17 protein-coding genes are annotated in these 16164 nt (G+C 69.1%); 11 read left to right on the top strand and 6 right to left on the bottom strand.

What is annotated here, in order from left to right; genetic code table 11:
• Positions 1 to 3: 3 nt before the first annotated feature.
• From BM345_RS11155 to BM345_RS11140, 4 genes are read left to right on the top strand one after another with little or no spacing between them, the layout of a single operon-like run.
• The gene (locus BM345_RS11155; protein ID WP_093379233.1) at positions 4 to 1461 is read left to right on the top strand and encodes a cobyric acid synthase; all 1458 of its coding nucleotides are present in this window, start codon (positions 4 to 6) and stop codon (positions 1459 to 1461) included.
• Complete coding sequence (cobT, locus tag BM345_RS11150; RefSeq protein WP_093379230.1) at positions 1458 to 2528, top strand: nicotinate-nucleotide--dimethylbenzimidazole phosphoribosyltransferase; 1071 nt, start codon at positions 1458 to 1460, stop codon at positions 2526 to 2528. Before BM345_RS11155 ends, cobT begins: the two co-directional genes overlap by 4 nt.
• Positions 2525 to 3319, top strand: coding sequence for an adenosylcobinamide-GDP ribazoletransferase (locus tag BM345_RS11145; protein WP_093379227.1), 795 nt, complete (start codon positions 2525 to 2527; stop codon positions 3317 to 3319). Before cobT ends, BM345_RS11145 begins: the two co-directional genes overlap by 4 nt.
• Complete coding sequence (locus BM345_RS11140) at positions 3316 to 3870, top strand: histidine phosphatase family protein (protein WP_093379224.1); 555 nt, start codon at positions 3316 to 3318, stop codon at positions 3868 to 3870. Before BM345_RS11145 ends, BM345_RS11140 begins: the two co-directional genes overlap by 4 nt.
• 13 nt (positions 3871 to 3883) lie before the next feature.
• On the opposite strand, the gene nth is transcribed toward BM345_RS11140, so the two are convergent.
• Positions 3884 to 4549, bottom strand: a complete 666-nt coding sequence (gene nth, locus BM345_RS11135; RefSeq protein WP_093379222.1) for an endonuclease III — start codon at positions 4547 to 4549, stop codon at positions 3884 to 3886.
• Between the two features lie 219 nt (positions 4550 to 4768).
• On the opposite strand from nth, the gene BM345_RS11130 reads away from it, so the two are divergent.
• From BM345_RS11130 to BM345_RS11120, 3 genes are read left to right on the top strand one after another with little or no spacing between them, the layout of a single operon-like run.
• Positions 4769 to 5704: a tripartite tricarboxylate transporter substrate binding protein gene (locus tag BM345_RS11130; RefSeq protein ID WP_254789697.1), complete on the top strand. Its 936-nt coding sequence runs from the start codon at positions 4769 to 4771 to the stop codon at positions 5702 to 5704.
• Between the two features lie 7 nt (positions 5705 to 5711).
• Complete coding sequence (locus BM345_RS11125; protein ID WP_093379216.1) at positions 5712 to 6185, top strand: tripartite tricarboxylate transporter TctB family protein; 474 nt, start codon at positions 5712 to 5714, stop codon at positions 6183 to 6185.
• Positions 6186 to 6207: 22 nt separating this feature from the next.
• Positions 6208 to 7704, top strand: a complete 1497-nt coding sequence (locus BM345_RS11120) for a tripartite tricarboxylate transporter permease (RefSeq protein WP_093379213.1) — start codon at positions 6208 to 6210, stop codon at positions 7702 to 7704.
• A gap of 5 nt (positions 7705 to 7709) precedes the next feature.
• On the opposite strand, the gene BM345_RS11115 is transcribed toward BM345_RS11120, so the two are convergent.
• Positions 7710 to 8126 carry a VOC family protein gene (locus BM345_RS11115; protein ID WP_093379210.1) on the bottom strand — a complete coding sequence of 139 codons (417 nt, stop codon included), beginning with the start codon at positions 8124 to 8126 and terminating at the stop codon, positions 7710 to 7712.
• A 123-nt stretch (positions 8127 to 8249) separates the two neighbouring features.
• Here BM345_RS11115 and BM345_RS11110 point away from each other — a divergent pair, with 123 nt between their 5' ends.
• Positions 8250 to 9434, top strand: coding sequence for an aminotransferase-like domain-containing protein (locus BM345_RS11110; protein WP_093379207.1), 1185 nt, complete (start codon positions 8250 to 8252; stop codon positions 9432 to 9434).
• A 22-nt stretch (positions 9435 to 9456) separates the two neighbouring features.
• On the opposite strand, the gene BM345_RS11105 is transcribed toward BM345_RS11110, so the two are convergent.
• Positions 9457 to 9684, bottom strand: a complete 228-nt coding sequence (locus tag BM345_RS11105) for a hypothetical protein (protein WP_093379205.1) — start codon at positions 9682 to 9684, stop codon at positions 9457 to 9459.
• Positions 9685 to 9726: 42 nt separating this feature from the next.
• On the opposite strand from BM345_RS11105, the gene BM345_RS11100 reads away from it, so the two are divergent.
• Entirely contained in the window at positions 9727 to 10053 is a 327-nt protein-coding gene (locus BM345_RS11100) for a DUF6172 family protein (protein ID WP_093379202.1), read from the top strand.
• A 10-nt stretch (positions 10054 to 10063) separates the two neighbouring features.
• Here BM345_RS11100 and BM345_RS11095 read toward each other — a convergent pair whose 3' ends face one another.
• Together BM345_RS11095 and serB are read right to left on the bottom strand one after the other, a co-directional pair.
• A complete protein-coding gene (locus BM345_RS11095) occupies positions 10064 to 11143 on the bottom strand; it encodes an Ldh family oxidoreductase (protein ID WP_093379199.1) in 1080 nt (359 codons plus the stop codon).
• A 24-nt stretch (positions 11144 to 11167) separates the two neighbouring features.
• Positions 11168 to 11881 (bottom strand): phosphoserine phosphatase SerB, encoded by a 714-nt coding sequence (gene serB / locus BM345_RS11090; RefSeq protein WP_093379484.1) that lies wholly within the window; start codon positions 11879 to 11881, stop codon positions 11168 to 11170.
• Positions 11882 to 11972: 91 nt separating this feature from the next.
• On the opposite strand from serB, the gene BM345_RS11085 reads away from it, so the two are divergent.
• Both BM345_RS11085 and BM345_RS11080 read left to right on the top strand, forming a co-directional pair.
• Entirely contained in the window at positions 11973 to 12221 is a 249-nt protein-coding gene (locus BM345_RS11085; protein ID WP_093379196.1) for an AbrB/MazE/SpoVT family DNA-binding domain-containing protein, read from the top strand.
• A gap of 15 nt (positions 12222 to 12236) precedes the next feature.
• Entirely contained in the window at positions 12237 to 12638 is a 402-nt protein-coding gene (locus tag BM345_RS11080; RefSeq protein WP_093379193.1) for a type II toxin-antitoxin system VapC family toxin, read from the top strand.
• Positions 12639 to 12659: 21 nt separating this feature from the next.
• On the opposite strand, the gene mfd is transcribed toward BM345_RS11080, so the two are convergent.
• A complete protein-coding gene (gene mfd, locus BM345_RS11075; RefSeq protein WP_093379190.1) occupies positions 12660 to 16145 on the bottom strand; it encodes a transcription-repair coupling factor in 3486 nt (1161 codons plus the stop codon).
• Positions 16146 to 16164: the final 19 nt, after the last annotated feature.

Raw genomic sequence — 16164 nt, 5'->3', positions numbered from 1 at the left:
TCGATGAAGTCCCCCTGCGTCATGGTCCTGGGCACCACCAGCGGTGCCGGCAAGAGCTGGCTGGGCACGGCCCTTTGCCGCTGGTATGCGCGCCGCGGACTGAAGGTGGCGCCCTTCAAGGCGCAGAACATGAGCAACAACGCCCGCGTGGTGGAGGGCGGCGAGATCGGCAGCGCCCAGTACTTCCAGGCGCTGGCTGCTCGCGCGGTGCCCGACGTGCGCATGAACCCCGTGCTGCTCAAGCCCGAGCGCGACACCCACAGCCAGGTGGTGCTGCTCGGCCAGGTCGACGAGGCGCTCACCGCCATGCCCTGGCGCGGCCGAAGCGAGCACGTGTGGCCGCACATCTCGCAGGCGCTCGATGAATTGCGCGCCGACAACGACCTGGTGGTGATCGAAGGCGCGGGCTCGCCGGCCGAGATCAACCTGATGGCCTCCGACATCGTCAACCTGCGCGTCGCGCGCCATGCCGATGCACGCTGCCTGCTGGTGACCGACATCGACCGCGGCGGCGCCTTCGCGCATCTCTACGGCACCTGGGCCCTGATGCCGGCCGAGGACCGCGCGCTGCTGCGCGGCTTCGTGCTCAACCGGTTCCGAGGCGATGCCTCGCTGCTGGCGCCCGCGCCGCAGGACCTGGCGCGCCTCACTGGCGTGCCCACCGTGGCCACGCTGCCCATGTGGTGGGGCCACGGCCTGCCGGAAGAGGACGGCATCCACGACGAGGGGCGCGGTGCTCCCGCGCATGGCAGCGATGCACGCACCGTCGCGGTCATCGCCTATCCGCGCATCAGCAACCTCGACGAATTCCAGCCGCTGGCGAAGTTGCCGGGCATCCGCTTGCGTTGGGCGCGCCATCCGGCCGAACTGGAAGGCGCACACACGGTGGTGCTGCCCGGCTCCAAGGCCACCAGCGCCGACCTGGCCTGGCTGCGCGCCCAGGGGCTGGACCGTGCCATCGCCGCGCATGCCGGCCGGGGCGGGGCGGTGCTGGGCGTCTGCGGCGGCCTTCAGATGCTGGGCGAGGCGCTGATCGATCCGCACGGCATCGACGGCAACGCACCGGGACTGGGCCTGCTGCCGCTGGTGACGGTGTTCGAGCGCGACAAGACGGTGCAGCGGCGCAGCGCCGCCTTCGGCGAGCTGCCGCCGGGCCCGTGGTCCGCGCTGTCCGGCGTCGAGGTGCAAGGCTACGAGATCCACCATGGCCAGACGGCGCAGCATCCGGCGCTGGCGGCGGCCGGCGATGTGGCACGGCCCGTGCTGGCCGATGGCCTGGGCTGGTGCAACACGCAGGGCAACGTGCTGGGCTGCTACCTGCACGGCCTGTTCGAGGACGCGCGGGTGCTGCAGGCACTGTTTGGCGCCGACGTGCCCACGCTGGACAGCGTGTTCGAGGGCCTTGCCGATTTCATCGACCGACATTTCGAGGCCGGCTTCCTGCCAGGCCTGATCGCATGACAACTACGACTGCCCACAACAGGAAGATCACCCCGGCCGTGCCGGACCTGCACGACACGGTGCTCACGGCCGCACTCCTGCGCGTGCTGGACAACAAGACCAAGCCGGTGGGCGCGCTCGGCCGGCTGGAGGCGCTGGCACTGCGCATCGGCCAGGTGCTGGGCAGCACCGAGCCGCGCCTGGAATCGCCGCAGGTGCTGGTGTGCGCCGGCGACCATGGGCTGGCGGCGCGCGGCGTGTCGGCCTATCCCAGCGACGTCACCTGGCAGATGGTGCTCAACTTCCTGCAGGGCGGCGCGGCGGTGAGCGTACTGGCGCGCCAGCACGGGCTGGCGCTCACGGTGGTGGACTGCGGCGTGCGCCACGACTTCGAGCCGCAACCGGGCCTGCTGATCCGCAAGGTGGCGCCCGGCACGGCCGATGCATCCGCCGGTCCGGCGATGAGCCACGAACAGTGCGAGCAAGCCATCGAGAACGGCCGCGAGATCGTGCGCGGCCTGCCGGGCAATGCGCTGCTGCTGGGCGAGATGGGCATCGGCAACACCTCGGCGGCTTCGCTGCTGCTGTCGCGGCTGTGCGCCATTCCGCTGGCCTCCTGCGTGGGCGCGGGCACGGGGCTGGACGCCATGGGCCTGGCACGCAAGCAGGCGGTGCTGGAGGAAGTGCTCCTGCGCCATGAAGACGCGCGTTCGCCGCTCGACGCCCTGGCTGCCTTCGGTGGCTTCGAAATCGCAACGCTGGTGGGCGCGGTGCTGGAGGCCGCACTGCAGCGCCGGGTGATCGTGGTCGACGGCTTCATCACCGGCGCCGCCGTGCTGGTGGCGCAGGCGCTGCAACCCCACGTCGTGCAGCGCTGCGTGGCCTCGCACGAATCGGCCGAGCCGGGCCATTCGCTGCTGCTGCGCCAGCTCGGGCTGGTGCCGCTGCTGCGGCTGGAGCTGCGCCTGGGCGAAGGCTCGGGCGCGGTGCTGGCCTGGCCGCTGATCGAATCGGCCACGCGCATCCTGCGCGAGATGGCCAGCTTCGATTCGGCCGGCGTCTCGCGCAAGGGCGAGGGCGGGCTGTGAACGCGGTGCGTCATTTCCTGCTGGCGCTGCAATTCTTCACCCGCATCCCGGTCACCGGGGCGCTGGCGCAGTGGGTGGGCTTCACGCCGGCCATGCTGCGCGAGAGCGCGGGGCACTTCCCCGGCGTGGGCTGGGTGGTCGGTGCCGTGGGCGGCGCGGTGTTCGCGCTGGCGCTGTACCTGCTGCCGGGCGAGGCCGGAGCGCTGGCGGCGGCCCTGCTGTGCGCGGTCGCCACCGTGTGGCTCACCGGTGCCTTCCACGAGGACGGCCTGGCCGACGTGGCCGACGGCCTGGGCGGCTCGCGCGAGCGAAGCCGGGCGCTGGAGATCATGAAGGACTCGCGCGTCGGCGCCTTCGGTGCCGTCGCCCTGGTACTGGCCCTGGGCCTGAAGGTGGCGCTGCTCGCCACGGTGGCAGGGCAGGACGAGGTGGCTGCCGTGGCGGCAGTGCTGGCGGCGCATGTGCTGTCGCGCTTTGCACCGCTCTTCGTCATCCGCAGCCTTCCTTACGTGGGCGGCGAGGGCGGCAAGGCCAAGCCGCTGGCCGATGCCATCGGCACGCGCTCGATGCTCACCGCCGCCATCTGGTCGCTGCCGGCCGCCTGGGTGCTGTGGGCCAGCCAGCCGCTGGCCAATGCGTTGGCGGCCGGGGTGCTGCTGGTGGCGGTGGCCGCCTGGCTCATCCGCCATTTCCGCCAGCGCCTGGACGGCTTCACCGGCGACTGCCTGGGCGCCACGCAGCAGGCGTGCGAAATCGCCATCTACCTGGCGCTGGCGGTGCAGCCCTCATGACGCGGCTCTGGCTGCTGCGGCACGGGCCGGTCGAATGCGCCGAAGGCCTTTGCTATGGCGCTTCGGACGTGAAGGCCTCGGAGCCGGCCATGCAGGAGATTGCCGAGCGCGCCGCCGCGCAACTGCCGCCGGGCGTCGACTTCCACGCCTCGCCGCTGGCGCGCTGCGCCCAACTGGCTTTTGCGCTGGAGGCCCGTCGGCCCGACCTGAAGGCGCAGTTCGACACGCGCATCGCCGAGATGAGCTTCGGCCGCTGGGAGGGCTCGCCGTGGAACGACATCCCGCGCGCCGAGTTCGACGGCTGGCTGCAGGACTTCGCGGCCGCCCCCGCTGGCGGCAGCGGCGAGAGTACCAATGCCTTCATGGGCCGCGTGGGCGACGCCTACGACGCCTGGCAGGCCAGCGGGCAGGACGCCGCCTGGGTGACCCATGCCGGCGTGATGCGTGCGGTGCTGCTGCTGCACCAGGGCCTGCGCAAGGTGGATCGCGCGGACCAGTGGCCAGTGCGGACCATCGGGCTGGGCGAGCTGATGCTGATCGAGGCGGCCTGAGCGCCCGGTTGCCTCAGGTCTGGCGCACGAACTTGCTTCCCGCAGGGGCCGGCGTCTTGGGCTTGTAGGCGCAGAAGGCCTTCACCGCGCATTCGTAGCACTTGGGCTTGCGCGCCACGCACACGTAGCGGCCCAGCAGGATCAGCCAGTGGTGCGCGTGCAGCCGGTAGTCGGGCGGCACGCGCTTTTCCAGCTTGAGTTCCACCGCCAGCGGCGTCTTGCCGGGCGCCAGGCCGGTGCGGTTGCTCACGCGGAAGATGTGCGTGTCCACCGCGATGGTGGGCTCGCCGAAGGCCACGTTGAGCACCACGTTGGCGGTCTTGCGGCCCACGCCGGGCAGGGCCTCCAGGTCCTCGCGGCTGCGGGGCACCTCGCCGCCGTGCAGTTCCACCAGCATGCGGCTGGCTTCCACGAGGTGCTTGGCCTTGCTGCGGTACAGGCCGATGGTCTTGATGTACTCCGTCAGGCCTTCCTCGCCCAGGTCCACGATGGCCTGCGGCGTGTTGGCCACCGGGAAGAGCTTGCGCGTGGCCTTGTTGACGCCCACGTCGGTGGCCTGCGCCGACAGCAGCACGGCGGCCAGCAGCTCGAAGGGGGTGCCGTATTCCAGTTCCGTTTCGGGCGTGGGGTTCGCCGCCTGCAGGGTGGCGAAGAAGGGGACGATGTTTTCTTTCTTCATGGGTGGCGGCGATGCTAGCGCCGCTCAGACGGCCGTGTGCGCGCCGAAACCGATTTCACGAAAGCATATTGAAAGCCTGGCCGCAAGACGTGATTGGCCTAGTGCCGGTGCCGGCGATGCGTGCGACAAACGCCGCTTCACCTCTGGCAGGAGACACGTATGCACCCGCGCTCACGTCGTATTTTCTTGTCCCGCGTCGCAGGCGCGGCCCTGGGCGGCATGGCCCTGATGGCGGCCACGGCGCCCGCCCAGGCGCAGGGCTACCCGACCCGGCCCATCACCCTGATCGTGCCCTGGGGCGCCGGCGGCGGCACCGACGCCACCGCACGCATCATCGGCAGCCTGCTTGAGAAGGAACTGGGCCAGCCGGTCACGGTGGTCAACCGCACCGGCGGCAGCGGCGTGGTGGGCCATGCGGCCATTGCCGCAGCCGCGCCCGACGGCTACACCATCGGCATGGCCACGGTGGAGATCGGCATGATGCACTGGCAGGGCCTGACCGAGCTGACCGGTGCTTCGTACGCGCCCATCGGCCTGGTCAACGCCGACCCGGCCGGCGTGCAGGTGCGCGCCGATGCGCCCTACAAGACCGTGCAGGACCTGTTGGCCGCCGTCAAGGCCAACCCGGGCAAGTTCAAGGCCTCGGGCACGGGGCAGGGCGGCATCTGGCACCTGGCCATCGCCGGCCTGCTGCGCGACCAGAAGATCGACCCCGCGGCCGTGCCCTGGGTGCCCAGCAACGGCGCGGCGCCGGGGTTGCAGGACATGGTGGCCGGCGGCGTGGAGATCGCGCCGGTGTCGCTGCCCGAGGCGCGCTCGCTGATCGACGCCGGCAAGGTCAAGAGCCTGGCGGTGATGAGCGACAAGCCGGCGTCCCTCTACCCGAACGTGCCTACGCTGAAGTCGGCCATCGGCAGCGACTGGACCATGGCTGCCTGGCGCGGCATCGTGGCGCCCAAGGGCATTCCCAAGGAAGCCAGCGACAAGCTGGTCGCCAGCATCCAGAAGGTGGCGGCGAGCAAGGACTACACCGAGTTCATGCAATCGCGCGGCTTCGGCGTCATCTACGCGGGGCCGGACGAGTTCGCCAGGTTCATGGCCAAGTCCGACGCCGAACTGGGTGCCACCATGAAGGCCGTGGGCATCGCGAAGTAGGGCTTGCATGAAGCTCAACGACGCGATCTTCGGCGCCCTGCTGCTGGCGCTGGGCATTGCCGTGCTGGTGGTGGTGCAGGCCTACCCGAAGATCCCGGGCCAGCAGGTGGGCCCGGCGCTCTTTCCGGGGCTGATTGCCTGCGGCCTGTGCGTGGGCGGTGCGGCCCTGGTGCTGCGCGGCTGGCGCGACCGGGCGCTGGCGCCCTGGTTCCAGGGTGCGCCCTGGATGCGCTCGCCTCGGCACCTGCTAGCCGTGCTGGTCATCGTGGGCGGCGTGGTCTTCTACATGCTGGCGGCCGAGCGCCTCGGCTTCCTGCCCTGCGCCACGCTGCTGCTGTGGGTGCTGATGGTGGTGCTGCGCGTGCCGCCATTGCGTGCGCTGGTCATCGCCGTGATCGCCGCGCTGGTCATCCACTTCGCCTTCTACAAGCTGCTGCGCGTGCCGCTGCCCTGGGGCGTGCTCGGCGGCATCGCCTGGTAGGTCTTCCGAAGAAAGAGCACCGATGACCCATGCACTGATGCAGGCCTTCGCCATGGTGTTCGAGCCGCACACCATCCTGGTGATGGTGCTCGCCTCCCTGTTCGGCCTTTTCGTCGGCGCGGTGCCGGGGCTCACCGCCACCATGGCGGTGGCGCTGCTGGTGCCCGTCACCTTCTTCATGGAGCCGATCCCCGCCATTGCCGCCATGGTCACGGCCACCGCGATGGCGATCTTCTCCGGCGACATTCCCGGCTGCCTGCTGCGCATCCCGGGCACGCCGGCCTCGGCCGCGTACACCGACGAGGCCTTCGCGCTCACGCGCAAGGGGCAGGCCGAGCTGGCACTGGGCGCGGGGCTGGTGTTCTCGGCCGTGGGCGGGCTCTTCGGCACGGCGGTGCTGATCGTGGCCTCGCCGGCGCTGGCGGAATTCGCGCTCAACTTCAGCTCCTTCGAGTATTTCTGGCTGGTGCTGCTGGGCCTGACCTGCGCGGTGTTCATCACTTCCGACCGGCCGCTCAAGGGGCTCATCACGCTGATGCTGGGCCTGCTGGTGGCCTGCGTGGGGCTGGGCAACCCGGCGGGCTTTCCGCGCTTCACCTTCGGCAACACCGAGATGACCGGCGGCATCGGCATGATCCCGATGATGATCGGCATGTTCGCCATCTCCGAGGTCATCCGCTACGTGGTCGACACGGCGCCGCCGGGTGAGGTGGTGGTGGACAAGGTGGGCAGCGTGCTGCGCGGCCAGTGGGCGCTGGCGAAGAAGTACCCGGTGCAGATCCTGCGCGGCAGTGCGCTGGGCACGGCGGTGGGCGCGCTGCCGGGTGCGGGCGCGGACATCGCGGCCTGGATGTCCTACGCCATGAGCAAGAAGTTCTCGAAGGAGCCGGAGAAGTTCGGCACCGGCCACGTCGAAGGCATCGTGGAATCGGGCTCGGCCAACAACAGCGCGCTGGCGGGTGCGTGGATTCCGGCGCTGGTGTTCGGCATTCCGGGCGACTCGATCACGGCCATCGTGATCGGCGTGCTCTACATGAAGAACATGAACCCGGGGCCCACGCTTTTCACCACCAACCCGCAGAACATCTACGCGGTGTTCATGCTCTTCGTCATCGCCAACATCATCATGGTGCCGCTGGGCATCCTGTGCATCAAGGCGGCCAAGCGCATCCTGAAGGTGCCGCGCAATGTGCTGATGCCGCTGATCCTGATCTTCTGCATCGTGGGCACCTTCGCCATCAACAACTCGGTGTTCGACGTCGGCGTGATGCTGGTGGCCGGCCTGGTGGCGTACGTGCTGGAAGAGAACGGCTTTCCAATCGCGCCGGCCATCCTGGGCGTGGTGCTGGGCGGCATGCTGGAGGAGAACTTCATCACTTCCATGATCAAGTCAGACGGCAACCTGCTCGCCTTCTTCTCGCGGCCGATCGCGGCGGGGCTGGCGGTGTTGACGCTGCTGGTGTGGGGCCTACCGATCCTGCGGGCGCTACTGGGCCGCCGGCGCGTGGCCGCGGCCTGATCGGCTCACCCGGTCCATTGCGGGTTGAAGGCTATTTCCCAGACGTGCCCGTCCGGGTCCTGGAAGTAGCCGGCATAGCCGCCGTAGAAGGTGTCGTGCGCCGCCTTGACGACGGTGGCGCCGGCCTGGCGGGCCTGCGACATCAGGGCATCGACTTCTGTCCTGGACGAGACGTTGTGTGCCAGCGTGAAAGCAGTGGGGCTGGCCGGCCTCGGCGGCAGGCCGGTGTCGTGCGCGATGCTCTTGCGCGGCCACAGGGCCAGCTTCAGGCCGCCTTCGAGCTGGAAGAAGGCGACGGCGCCGTGTTCGAACTCCTGGCCGACGATGCCCTCGGTGGCCAGGCCCAGGCCGTCGCGGTAGAAGCGCAAGGAGCGCTCCAGGTCGTCCACGCCCAGGGTGACGAGGGTGATGCGAGGCTTCATGGTGCTGAGCGGGAGGAAGGCGGGCGGCCATCGTAGCGCCCGGCGAATAGCCCACCCTGTCGGCCAAGGCGCCGCTTCGTTGGACAATGGGGGGTTGCCAACCCGAGCCAGTGAGACCGCCAAATGCAATTCGCATCCCGCCTCGACAACGTCGAAACCTCCGCCATCCGCGAACTGTTCAAGCTGCTGGGCACGCCCGGCATCATCAGCTTTGCCGGCGGCTTTCCCGACAGCGCCATGTTCGACGTCGAGGGCCTGCGCGAGGCCAGCCGCCTGGCGCTGGAAGAACCCGGCGGGGCGCTGCAATACGGCGCCACCGAGGGCTACGACCCGCTGCGTGCCCAGCTGTCGGCCTTCATGAAGGCCAAGGGCGTGGCGGTGGACCCCAGCGGCCTGATCGTGACCACGGGCAGCCAGCAGGCGCTGGACCTGCTGGGCAAGACGCTGATCTCTCCCGGGGACAAGGTCATCGTCGAAGGCCCGACCTTCCTGGCCACCATCCAGTGCTTCCGCCTGTACGGCGCGCAGCTCATCAGTGCGCCCATCGACGCCAACGGCGTGAAGACCGACGAGCTGGAGAAGCTCATCGCCGAGCACAAGCCCAAGTTCGTCTACCTCATTCCCACCTTCGGCAACCCCAGCGGCGCCACGCTGACGCTGGAGCGCCGCAAGAAGGTGCTGGAGATGGCGGTGAAGCACAACACCGTGATCGTGGAGGACGACCCCTACGGCGACCTGTACTTCGGCGAGGCGCCGCCGCCTTCGCTGATGGCCCTGACCGAGCAGGTGCCCGGCAGCCGCGAGCTGCTGGTGCACTGCGGCAGCCTGTCGAAGGTTCTGAGCCCGGGCCTGCGCATCGGCTGGATGATCGCGCCGGCCGAGCTGCTGGCCAAGGCGACGATGTGCAAGCAGTTCAGCGATGCCCACACCAGCACCTTCGCCCAGGCCACGGCCGCGCAATACCTCAAGAGCGGCCGCATGCCCGCCACGCTGGCCAACGTGCGCGAGGTCTACGGCCAGCGCGCCAAGGCCATGGGCGCCGCGCTGCAGCGCGAGCTGGGCGATGCCATCGAGTTCACCCAGCCGGGCGGCGGCCTGTTCTTCTGGGCACGCCTGACGGGCGCGGGCGGCCGTATCGCCGACGCCAACGTGTTCGCCAAGCGTGCCATCGAGAAGCTGGTGGCCTTCGTGCCGGGCGCGCCCTTCTTTGCGGAGAAGCCGGATGTCGCCACGCTGCGGCTGAGCTTTGCCACGGCGAACGTCGAGAAGATCGAAGAGGGCATCGGCCGGTTGGCGCTGGCGCTCTGAACGAACGAAAAGCGGCGCCCTGTCAGGGCGCGCGCTGCAACCCGGGCGCAGCCAGGGAAGCCAGGCTGCTCGCGATGGCACTGTCGACCTGTCGATACTTGCCGGCCATCTTGGACAGCTTCATCACCGTCTGAAGGGCCGTGAGGTCCTTGACCGTCGGCGCGGCCTTGATCTGCGCGACGGCGGCCTGGGTCTTGCCGGCGTGGATGAGCGCCATCACCTTGCTCGTCCAGTCACTTGCTCGCGCCATGTTCTCACCCCTTGCGATTCGAAGAAGGCTTACTCTACCCCCATGAAGAAGACATTCCAGCTGCGCCCCGAGGGCAAGCATCCCGACCGCGTCCTGGACGCGCTCAAGCACGAGATCCGCAAGTACATCAAGCGGGAGCGCCGCCGCGACCTGCCCGAAGGCGTGGACTTCTGGGATTTCGATTGCCGGATCGGCACGACCACAGAAGATGCGCTGGTGGTGCACGAGGCGGAACTGATCGGCCGCCTCGATGCCGCCGCCAAGGCCGGCGCCGAGCAGGCCTACGTCGAAGTTCTGGCCAAGCACGGCCATCGCAAGCGCCGGCCTCCCGGCGAAGCGACGCCGCAGGCCGAAGAGCCCGAGGCCTGAAGCCGACGACTCAGGCCAGGGCCTGGTCGAAGCGCAGGCCGAAGCGCTCCCCGAGCGGGGCCAGCGCGAGCGCAATCGAGTGATGCAGCCGCACGCCGTCGCGTGATTGCTGCGTGCGCCGGTTCAGCCCAGCTTCGCCTGGCAGGCGCACCGGGCGCGCAGTATCGATGGGCCGGTTGGTGCGGCATGCATCGGCCAGATGGTCCATCTGGCGCAGGAAGGCTTCCTTGCCGCCGAAGGCGTCCAGGTCGTGCAGCGTGAGGTACACGGTGGCGCCCCAGCCTTCCTTCGGATCGGCGCGGCCGTGCCCCGCCAGCCCGCCGGTCAGCGACTCGACCAGCAGGGCAAGGCCGTAGCCCTTGTGCCCGTGGTCCAGGCCGCCCACCGGCAGCAGCGTGCCGGGCGGGTCGTCGAAGAGCAGCTGCGGGTCGCGCCCCGGCCGGCCCTGCGCATCGATGAGCCGGTCGGCGTCGAATGTCTCGCCGGCCGCGCGCTTGCGATTGCTCATGCCGTTGGTGGTGATCGAGGCCGAGACATCGACCATCACGCCGCCCTGCGACAAGGGAAAGCCCAGCGCCAGCGGATTGGGCGTGAACACCGCCTGCGTGCCGCCATAGGGCGCGACGCTGGCGCTGTTGGGATCGGAGCAGGCCAGCACGGCCAGCATGCCTTCTTCCAGCGCCCGCATCATGTAGACGGCCAGGCAGGCGATGTGGTGGCTACGGCGGATCACCAGCGTGGCGCTGCCCAGTTGCCGCGCGCGCGGCAGCAGCAGGTCGATGCCCTGGTGCACCAGCCACGGACCGGGCAGGCGCTGGCCGTCCCACAGCACGGCGGCGGGCTTGTCGGAGATGACCAGGGGCGCGCCTTCACGGCGCATGGTGCCGGCCTCGACCTCCTTCACGTAGCCGGCCAAGAGGGCCAGGCCGTGCGTGTCGTGGCCCAGCAGGTCGCCGTCCACCAGCGTGCGTGCCACGCTGCGCGCCATCCCGGGGGCCAGGCCGGCGCGAGAGAGCAGCGCATCGGCGAAGTCCACCAGCGCCGGGGCCGCGTAGAGAGGCGCTGCAGGGGTGGATGTTGAATCTTGCATTGCGGGGCCTCCTGGATTGCGCGGCTAGTTGAGGACTTCGAGCAGCCGGTCCAGGCCGCCTTCGTTGATCGCCACCATGGCCGCTTCGCGCACCTTGGGCTTGGCGTGATAGGCCACAGAGAGCCCCGCTTCGCCCATCATCGGCAGGTCATTGGCGCCGTCGCCCACCGCGATGCATTCTGCCGGCGACACGCCCATGAGCGAGGCCACTTCGAGCAGCGTGCGGCGCTTCTCGGCGCCGTCGCAGATGTCGCCCCAGCTCTGCTGCACCACCTGGCCGGTGAGATGCCCATCGGCCTCGTCCAGCAGATTCGAGCGGGCGAAGTCGATGCCCAGGCGCTCCTTCACGCGGTTGGCGAAGAAGGTGAATCCGCCGGACACCAGCAGCACCTTGAGGCCCGCCGCCTTGCACGCGGCCACCAGCTGCTCGGCACCGGGATTCAGGCGCAGGCGCTGGTCGTAGACCTGCTGCAGCGATGCCACCGGCACGCCCTGCAGCAGCGCGACGCGGCGGCGCAGGCTTTCCTTGAAGTCCTTGATCTCGCCGCGCATGGTGGCCTCGGTGATCGCGGCCACCTCGGCCTTCTTGCCCACGGCGTCGGCGATCTCGTCGATGCATTCGATGTTGATCAGCGTCGAGTCCATGTCGAAGGCGATCAGCTTGAAGTCGGAGAGGCGCAGCGGCGGCGTGAATTGCCGGATGACCAGGCCCGGAGCGATCTCGTTGGCGGAAGGCAGGGAACTCATTGCGGGGGTACTTTCAATTCAGCCGATGATTATCCGGTATTACTTGAATAGAATAGGTAAGACCACTCTGCGGGAGCGCTTCATGCCCACCACTCTCACCATCAAGGGACAAGTCACCATCCCCAAACAGATCCGCGATGCACTCGGGCTCACGCCCGGTACGCCGATCGACTTCGCCGTCAATCGCGACGGTGAGGTGGTGCTGCACAAGGCCCGCGCCGGCCGCGGCGCCAAGGCGGCGAAGGTTCCGGCCGACCGCTTCGAGGCGGCCAGGGGCAAGGCCGACGTGAAGTGGCGCACGCAGGATCTGATGGCGCTGCTGCGCGGCTGAGCTCGAAAGGCCCGCATGCTCCTGGTGGACACCAATGTGCTGGTCGACATGCTGGAGAACGACCCCGACTGGGCGGATTGGTCCATTGGCCAGCTGCGCGCGCAGTCGCAGGTGCGCAAGCTGGTGATCAATCCGGTCATCTACGCCGAACTCTCGCTCACGTTCAGTTCCGCCGAGTCACTGGACGACACGCTGGCGGCGCTGCAGATCGCCGTCGTGGAGATTCCGCGGCCGGCCCTGTTCCTGGCCGGGAAGGCCTTCGTCAAGTACCGCCGCCAAGGTGGCACCAAAAGCAACGTGCTGGCGGATTTCTTCATCGGCGCGCATGCTGCCGTGGCGCGCTGGCCGGTTCTCACTCGGGACGTACATCGCTACTCGGCGTACTTCCCGACGGTCGAACTCATCGCGCCGGCCTGAAGGCGAACGCCACCGGGGCTCTCACGCAAGCGCGTCTGCCTCCTGTTCCGTCGGCTTCCCAAGACTGCGCAGCACATCGCGAACCATCTGGGCCCGGTCCTTGGGTTCCTTCAGCTCGCGCTCGATGCGCAGCTTCTCGTTGCCGGCGAGCTTGATGTGCCGGTTCTTCTGGATCAGCTGGATGATCGCCATCGGGTCCACCGGCGGGTCCTTCTTGAACACGATGTTGATCACGCCGGGCGCCGCGTCCACCTTGGTCACGCCGTAGGGCCGGGCCAGCACGCGCAGGCGGTGCACGTCGATCAGCGTCTGCGCCTGCGGCGGCAGCTTGCCGAAGCGGTCCACGATTTCTTCGAGCAGCGCGTCGATCTGCGCCGGCGTCTTGGCGGTGGCCAGCTTCTTGTAGAAGGACAGGCGCAGGTGCACGTCGCCGCAGTAGTCGTCGGGCAACAGGGCGGGGGCGTGCAGGTTGATCTCGGTGGTCACCGACAGCGGCGACAGCAGGTCGGGCTCCTTGCCCGCCTTGAGCGAGCGCACCGCCTCGGACAGCATCTCGTTGTAGAGCTGGAAGCCGATCTCCATCATGTTGCCGCTCTGGTTCTCGCCCAGCACTTCGCCGGTGCCGCGGATCTCCAGGTCGTGCATCGCAAGGTAGAAGCCTGAGCCCAGCTCTTCCATCTGCTGGATGGCGTCCAGCCGCTGCTGCGCGTGCTTGGTCAGGCCCTCCACGTCGGGCACCATCAGGTAGGCATAGGCCTGGTGGTGGCTGCGGCCCACGCGCCCGCGCAGCTGGTGCAGCTGCGCCAGGCCGAACTTGTCGGCGCGGCTCATGACGATGGTGTTGGCCGTGGGCACGTCGATGCCGGTCTCGATGATGGTCGAGCACAGCAGCACGTTGTAGCGCTGCGCCACGAAGTCGCGCATCACGCGCTCCAGCTCGCGCTCGGGCATCTGGCCGTGCGCGACGGCGATGCGCGCCTCGGGCAGGATCTCTTCGAGCTTCTGCCGGCGGTTCTCGATGGTCTCGACCTCGTTGTGCAGGAAGTAGACCTGGCCGCCACGCTTGAGCTCGCGCAGCACCGCCTCGCGGATCACGCCGTTGCCCTCGGTGCGCACGAAGGTCTTGATGGCCAGGCGCCGCTGCGGCGCGGTGGCGATCACGCTCAGGTCGCGCAAGCCTTCCAGCGCCATGCCCAGTGTGCGCGGGATCGGCGTGGCGGTGAGCGTGAGCACGTCCACCTCTGCGCGCATGGCTTTCATCGCCTCCTTGTGGCGCACGCCGAAGCGGTGCTCCTCGTCGATGATGAGCAGGCCCAGGTTCTTGAACTTCACGCTCTCGCTCAGCAGCTTGTGCGTGCCCACCACGATGTCCACCGTGCCGTCGGCCAGGCCCTTGGCGGCCGCCGTGATCTCCTTGCCGGAGCGGAAGCGGCTCATCTCCGCCACCTTCACCGGCCACTTGCCGAAGCGGTCCACCAGCGTCTGGTAGTGCTGCTCGGCCAAGAGCGTGGTGGGGGCGAGGAAGGCCACCTGCTTGCCGCCGGTGACGGCCACGAAGGCGGCGCGCAGCGCGACCTCGGTCTTGCCGAAGCCCACGTCGCCGCACACCAGCCGGTCCATGGGCTGCGGCGAGATCATGTCCTGGATCACCGCATGGATGGCCGCCTGCTGGTCGGCCGTTTCCTGGAAGCCGAAGTCGTTGGCGAAGGTCTCGTAGTCCTGCGCGGCGAAGCGGAAGGCATGGCCTTCGCGCGCCGCGCGGCGGGCGTAGATGTTGAGCAGCTCGGCGGCGGAGTCGCGCACCTGCTCGGCCGCCTTGCGCTTGGCCTTGTCCCACTGGCCCGAGCCCAGCTTGTGCAGCGGCGCCTCGTCGGCGCTGACGCCGGTGTAGCGGCTGACCAGGTGAAGCTGCGACACCGGCACGTACAGCGTCGCCTTGTCCGCGTACTCCAGGTGCAGCATCTCCTGCAGGGCCGGGCTGCCGTCGGGGTTCTTGGAGCCCAGGTCCATGTTGACCAGGCCCTTGTAGCGGCCGATGCCGTGCGCGCTGTGCACCACCGGGTCGCCCACGTTCAGTTCCGACAGGTCCTTGATGAGCGCCTCGACGTCGCTGACCTGCTCCTGCTTGCGGTTGCGCCGGCGCGTGGTGGGCGCGGTGGCGAAGAGCTCGGTCTCGGTGACGAAGTCGATCGCCTGCTCGCGCCAGGCGAAGCCGGAGGCCAGCGCGGCAGTCGCGATGCCGACCTTCTCCCCTGCGTCGGCCTCGAATTCGGCCAGCGAATCGAAGGCCGGCGGGCTGACCCCGCTGGCGCGCAGGAAATCGAGCAGGCTCTCGCGCCGGCCGTCGCTCTCGGCGATCACCAGCAGGCGGTGCGGCGTGGCGGCCAGGTGGCCTTTCAGGCGCGCCAGCGGTTCCTCGGCGCCGCGCACCACCGACAGGTCGGGCAGCTGGTCGAATTCGGCGAAAGCCGGCGCGCCGCCTTCGGGCGTGCCGCGGATGGCCAGTTGCGCATGCGGCTTGGCGCGCGTGTAGAACTGCTCCGCCGACAGGAACAGTGCCTCGGGCGGCAGGGCGGGGCGCTCGGGGTCGCCGCGCACCAGGCGAAAGCGTTCGCTCGTGTCCTGCCAGAAGTGCTGGAAGGCCGGCTCCAGGTCGCCGTGCAGCACCACCGTGGCGGCATCGCCCAGGTAGTCGAACACGGTGGCGGTCTCGTCGAAGAACAGGGGCAAGTAGTACTCGATGCCGGCGGTGGCCACGCCGTTGCCCATGTCCTTGTAGATGCGGCTCTTGGTCGGGTCGCCCTCGAGCAGCTCGCGCCAGCGGCTGCGAAAACGCGCGCGGGCGTCGTCGTCCATCGGAAACTCGCGGCCGGGCAGCAGGCGCACTTCGGGCACCGGGTAGAGGCTGCGCTGCGTGTCGGGGTCGAAGGTGCGGATGGAGTCGATCTCGTCGTCGAACAGGTCGACGCGGTAGGGCATGGACGAGCCCATCGGGTAGAGGTCGATCAGGCCGCCGCGCACCGCGTATTCGCCGGGGCTGACCACCTGCGTCACGTGGCTGTAGCCGGCCAGCGTGAGCTGCCCCTTCAGCTTGGCCTCGTCCAGCTTCTGCTTGGTCTTGAACTGGAAGGTGTAGCCGGCCAGGAAGGCGGGCGGCGCCAGCCGGTACAGCGCGGTGGTGGCCGGCACCAGCACCACGTCGGCTTCCTTCTGGCTGATGCGCCATAGCGTGGCCAGGCGCTCGCTGATCAGGTCCTGGTGCGGCGAGAAGCTGTCGTAGGGCAGCGTCTCCCAGTCCGGGAAGAGGGCGCAGCGCAGCTCGGGCGCGAAGAAGCGCATCTCGTCGATCAGGCGCTGGGCGTCGTTGGCGTCGGCGGTGAAGACGGCCGTGGCGCGGCCGGCGGCCTTCTCGCGCTCCGCCAGCCGGGCCAGCAGCAGGGCGTCGGCCGAAAGAGGAGGACGGGGCAAGGTGAAGCGCTTGCCGGGGACGAGATTGGGAAGATCCATGGCGAAGTAGCAAAGCAGA

The sequence above is a fragment of the Variovorax sp. OV329 genome (assembly GCF_900114785.1).
Lineage (GTDB): Bacteria > Pseudomonadota > Gammaproteobacteria > Burkholderiales > Burkholderiaceae_C > Variovorax.
This window is presented reverse-complemented; position numbering and strand designations above follow the sequence as displayed.

Excerpts from the sequence above, each read along its gene's own strand:
- mfd (WP_093379190.1), bottom strand. The coding sequence starts at position 16,145 with ATGGATCTTCCCAATCTCGTCCCCGGCAAGCGCTTCACCTTGCCCCGT.
- BM345_RS11115 (WP_093379210.1), bottom strand. The coding sequence starts at position 8,126 with ATGAAGCCTCGCATCACCCTCGTCACCCTGGGCGTGGACGACCTGGAG.
- cobT (WP_093379230.1), top strand. The coding sequence starts at position 1,458 with ATGACAACTACGACTGCCCACAACAGGAAGATCACCCCGGCCGTGCCG.
- BM345_RS11085 (WP_093379196.1), top strand. The coding sequence starts at position 11,973 with ATGCCCACCACTCTCACCATCAAGGGACAAGTCACCATCCCCAAACAG.
- BM345_RS11155 (WP_093379233.1), top strand. The coding sequence starts at position 4 with ATGAAGTCCCCCTGCGTCATGGTCCTGGGCACCACCAGCGGTGCCGGC.
- nth (WP_093379222.1), bottom strand. The coding sequence starts at position 4,549 with ATGAAGAAAGAAAACATCGTCCCCTTCTTCGCCACCCTGCAGGCGGCG.
- BM345_RS11110 (WP_093379207.1), top strand. The coding sequence starts at position 8,250 with ATGCAATTCGCATCCCGCCTCGACAACGTCGAAACCTCCGCCATCCGC.
- BM345_RS11095 (WP_093379199.1), bottom strand. The coding sequence starts at position 11,143 with ATGCAAGATTCAACATCCACCCCTGCAGCGCCTCTCTACGCGGCCCCG.
- BM345_RS11130 (WP_254789697.1), top strand. The coding sequence starts at position 4,769 with ATGGCCCTGATGGCGGCCACGGCGCCCGCCCAGGCGCAGGGCTACCCG.
- BM345_RS11105 (WP_093379205.1), bottom strand. The coding sequence starts at position 9,684 with ATGGCGCGAGCAAGTGACTGGACGAGCAAGGTGATGGCGCTCATCCAC.
- BM345_RS11120 (WP_093379213.1), top strand. The coding sequence starts at position 6,208 with ATGACCCATGCACTGATGCAGGCCTTCGCCATGGTGTTCGAGCCGCAC.
- BM345_RS11080 (WP_093379193.1), top strand. The coding sequence starts at position 12,237 with ATGCTCCTGGTGGACACCAATGTGCTGGTCGACATGCTGGAGAACGAC.
- BM345_RS11125 (WP_093379216.1), top strand. The coding sequence starts at position 5,712 with ATGAAGCTCAACGACGCGATCTTCGGCGCCCTGCTGCTGGCGCTGGGC.
- BM345_RS11140 (WP_093379224.1), top strand. The coding sequence starts at position 3,316 with ATGACGCGGCTCTGGCTGCTGCGGCACGGGCCGGTCGAATGCGCCGAA.
- BM345_RS11100 (WP_093379202.1), top strand. The coding sequence starts at position 9,727 with ATGAAGAAGACATTCCAGCTGCGCCCCGAGGGCAAGCATCCCGACCGC.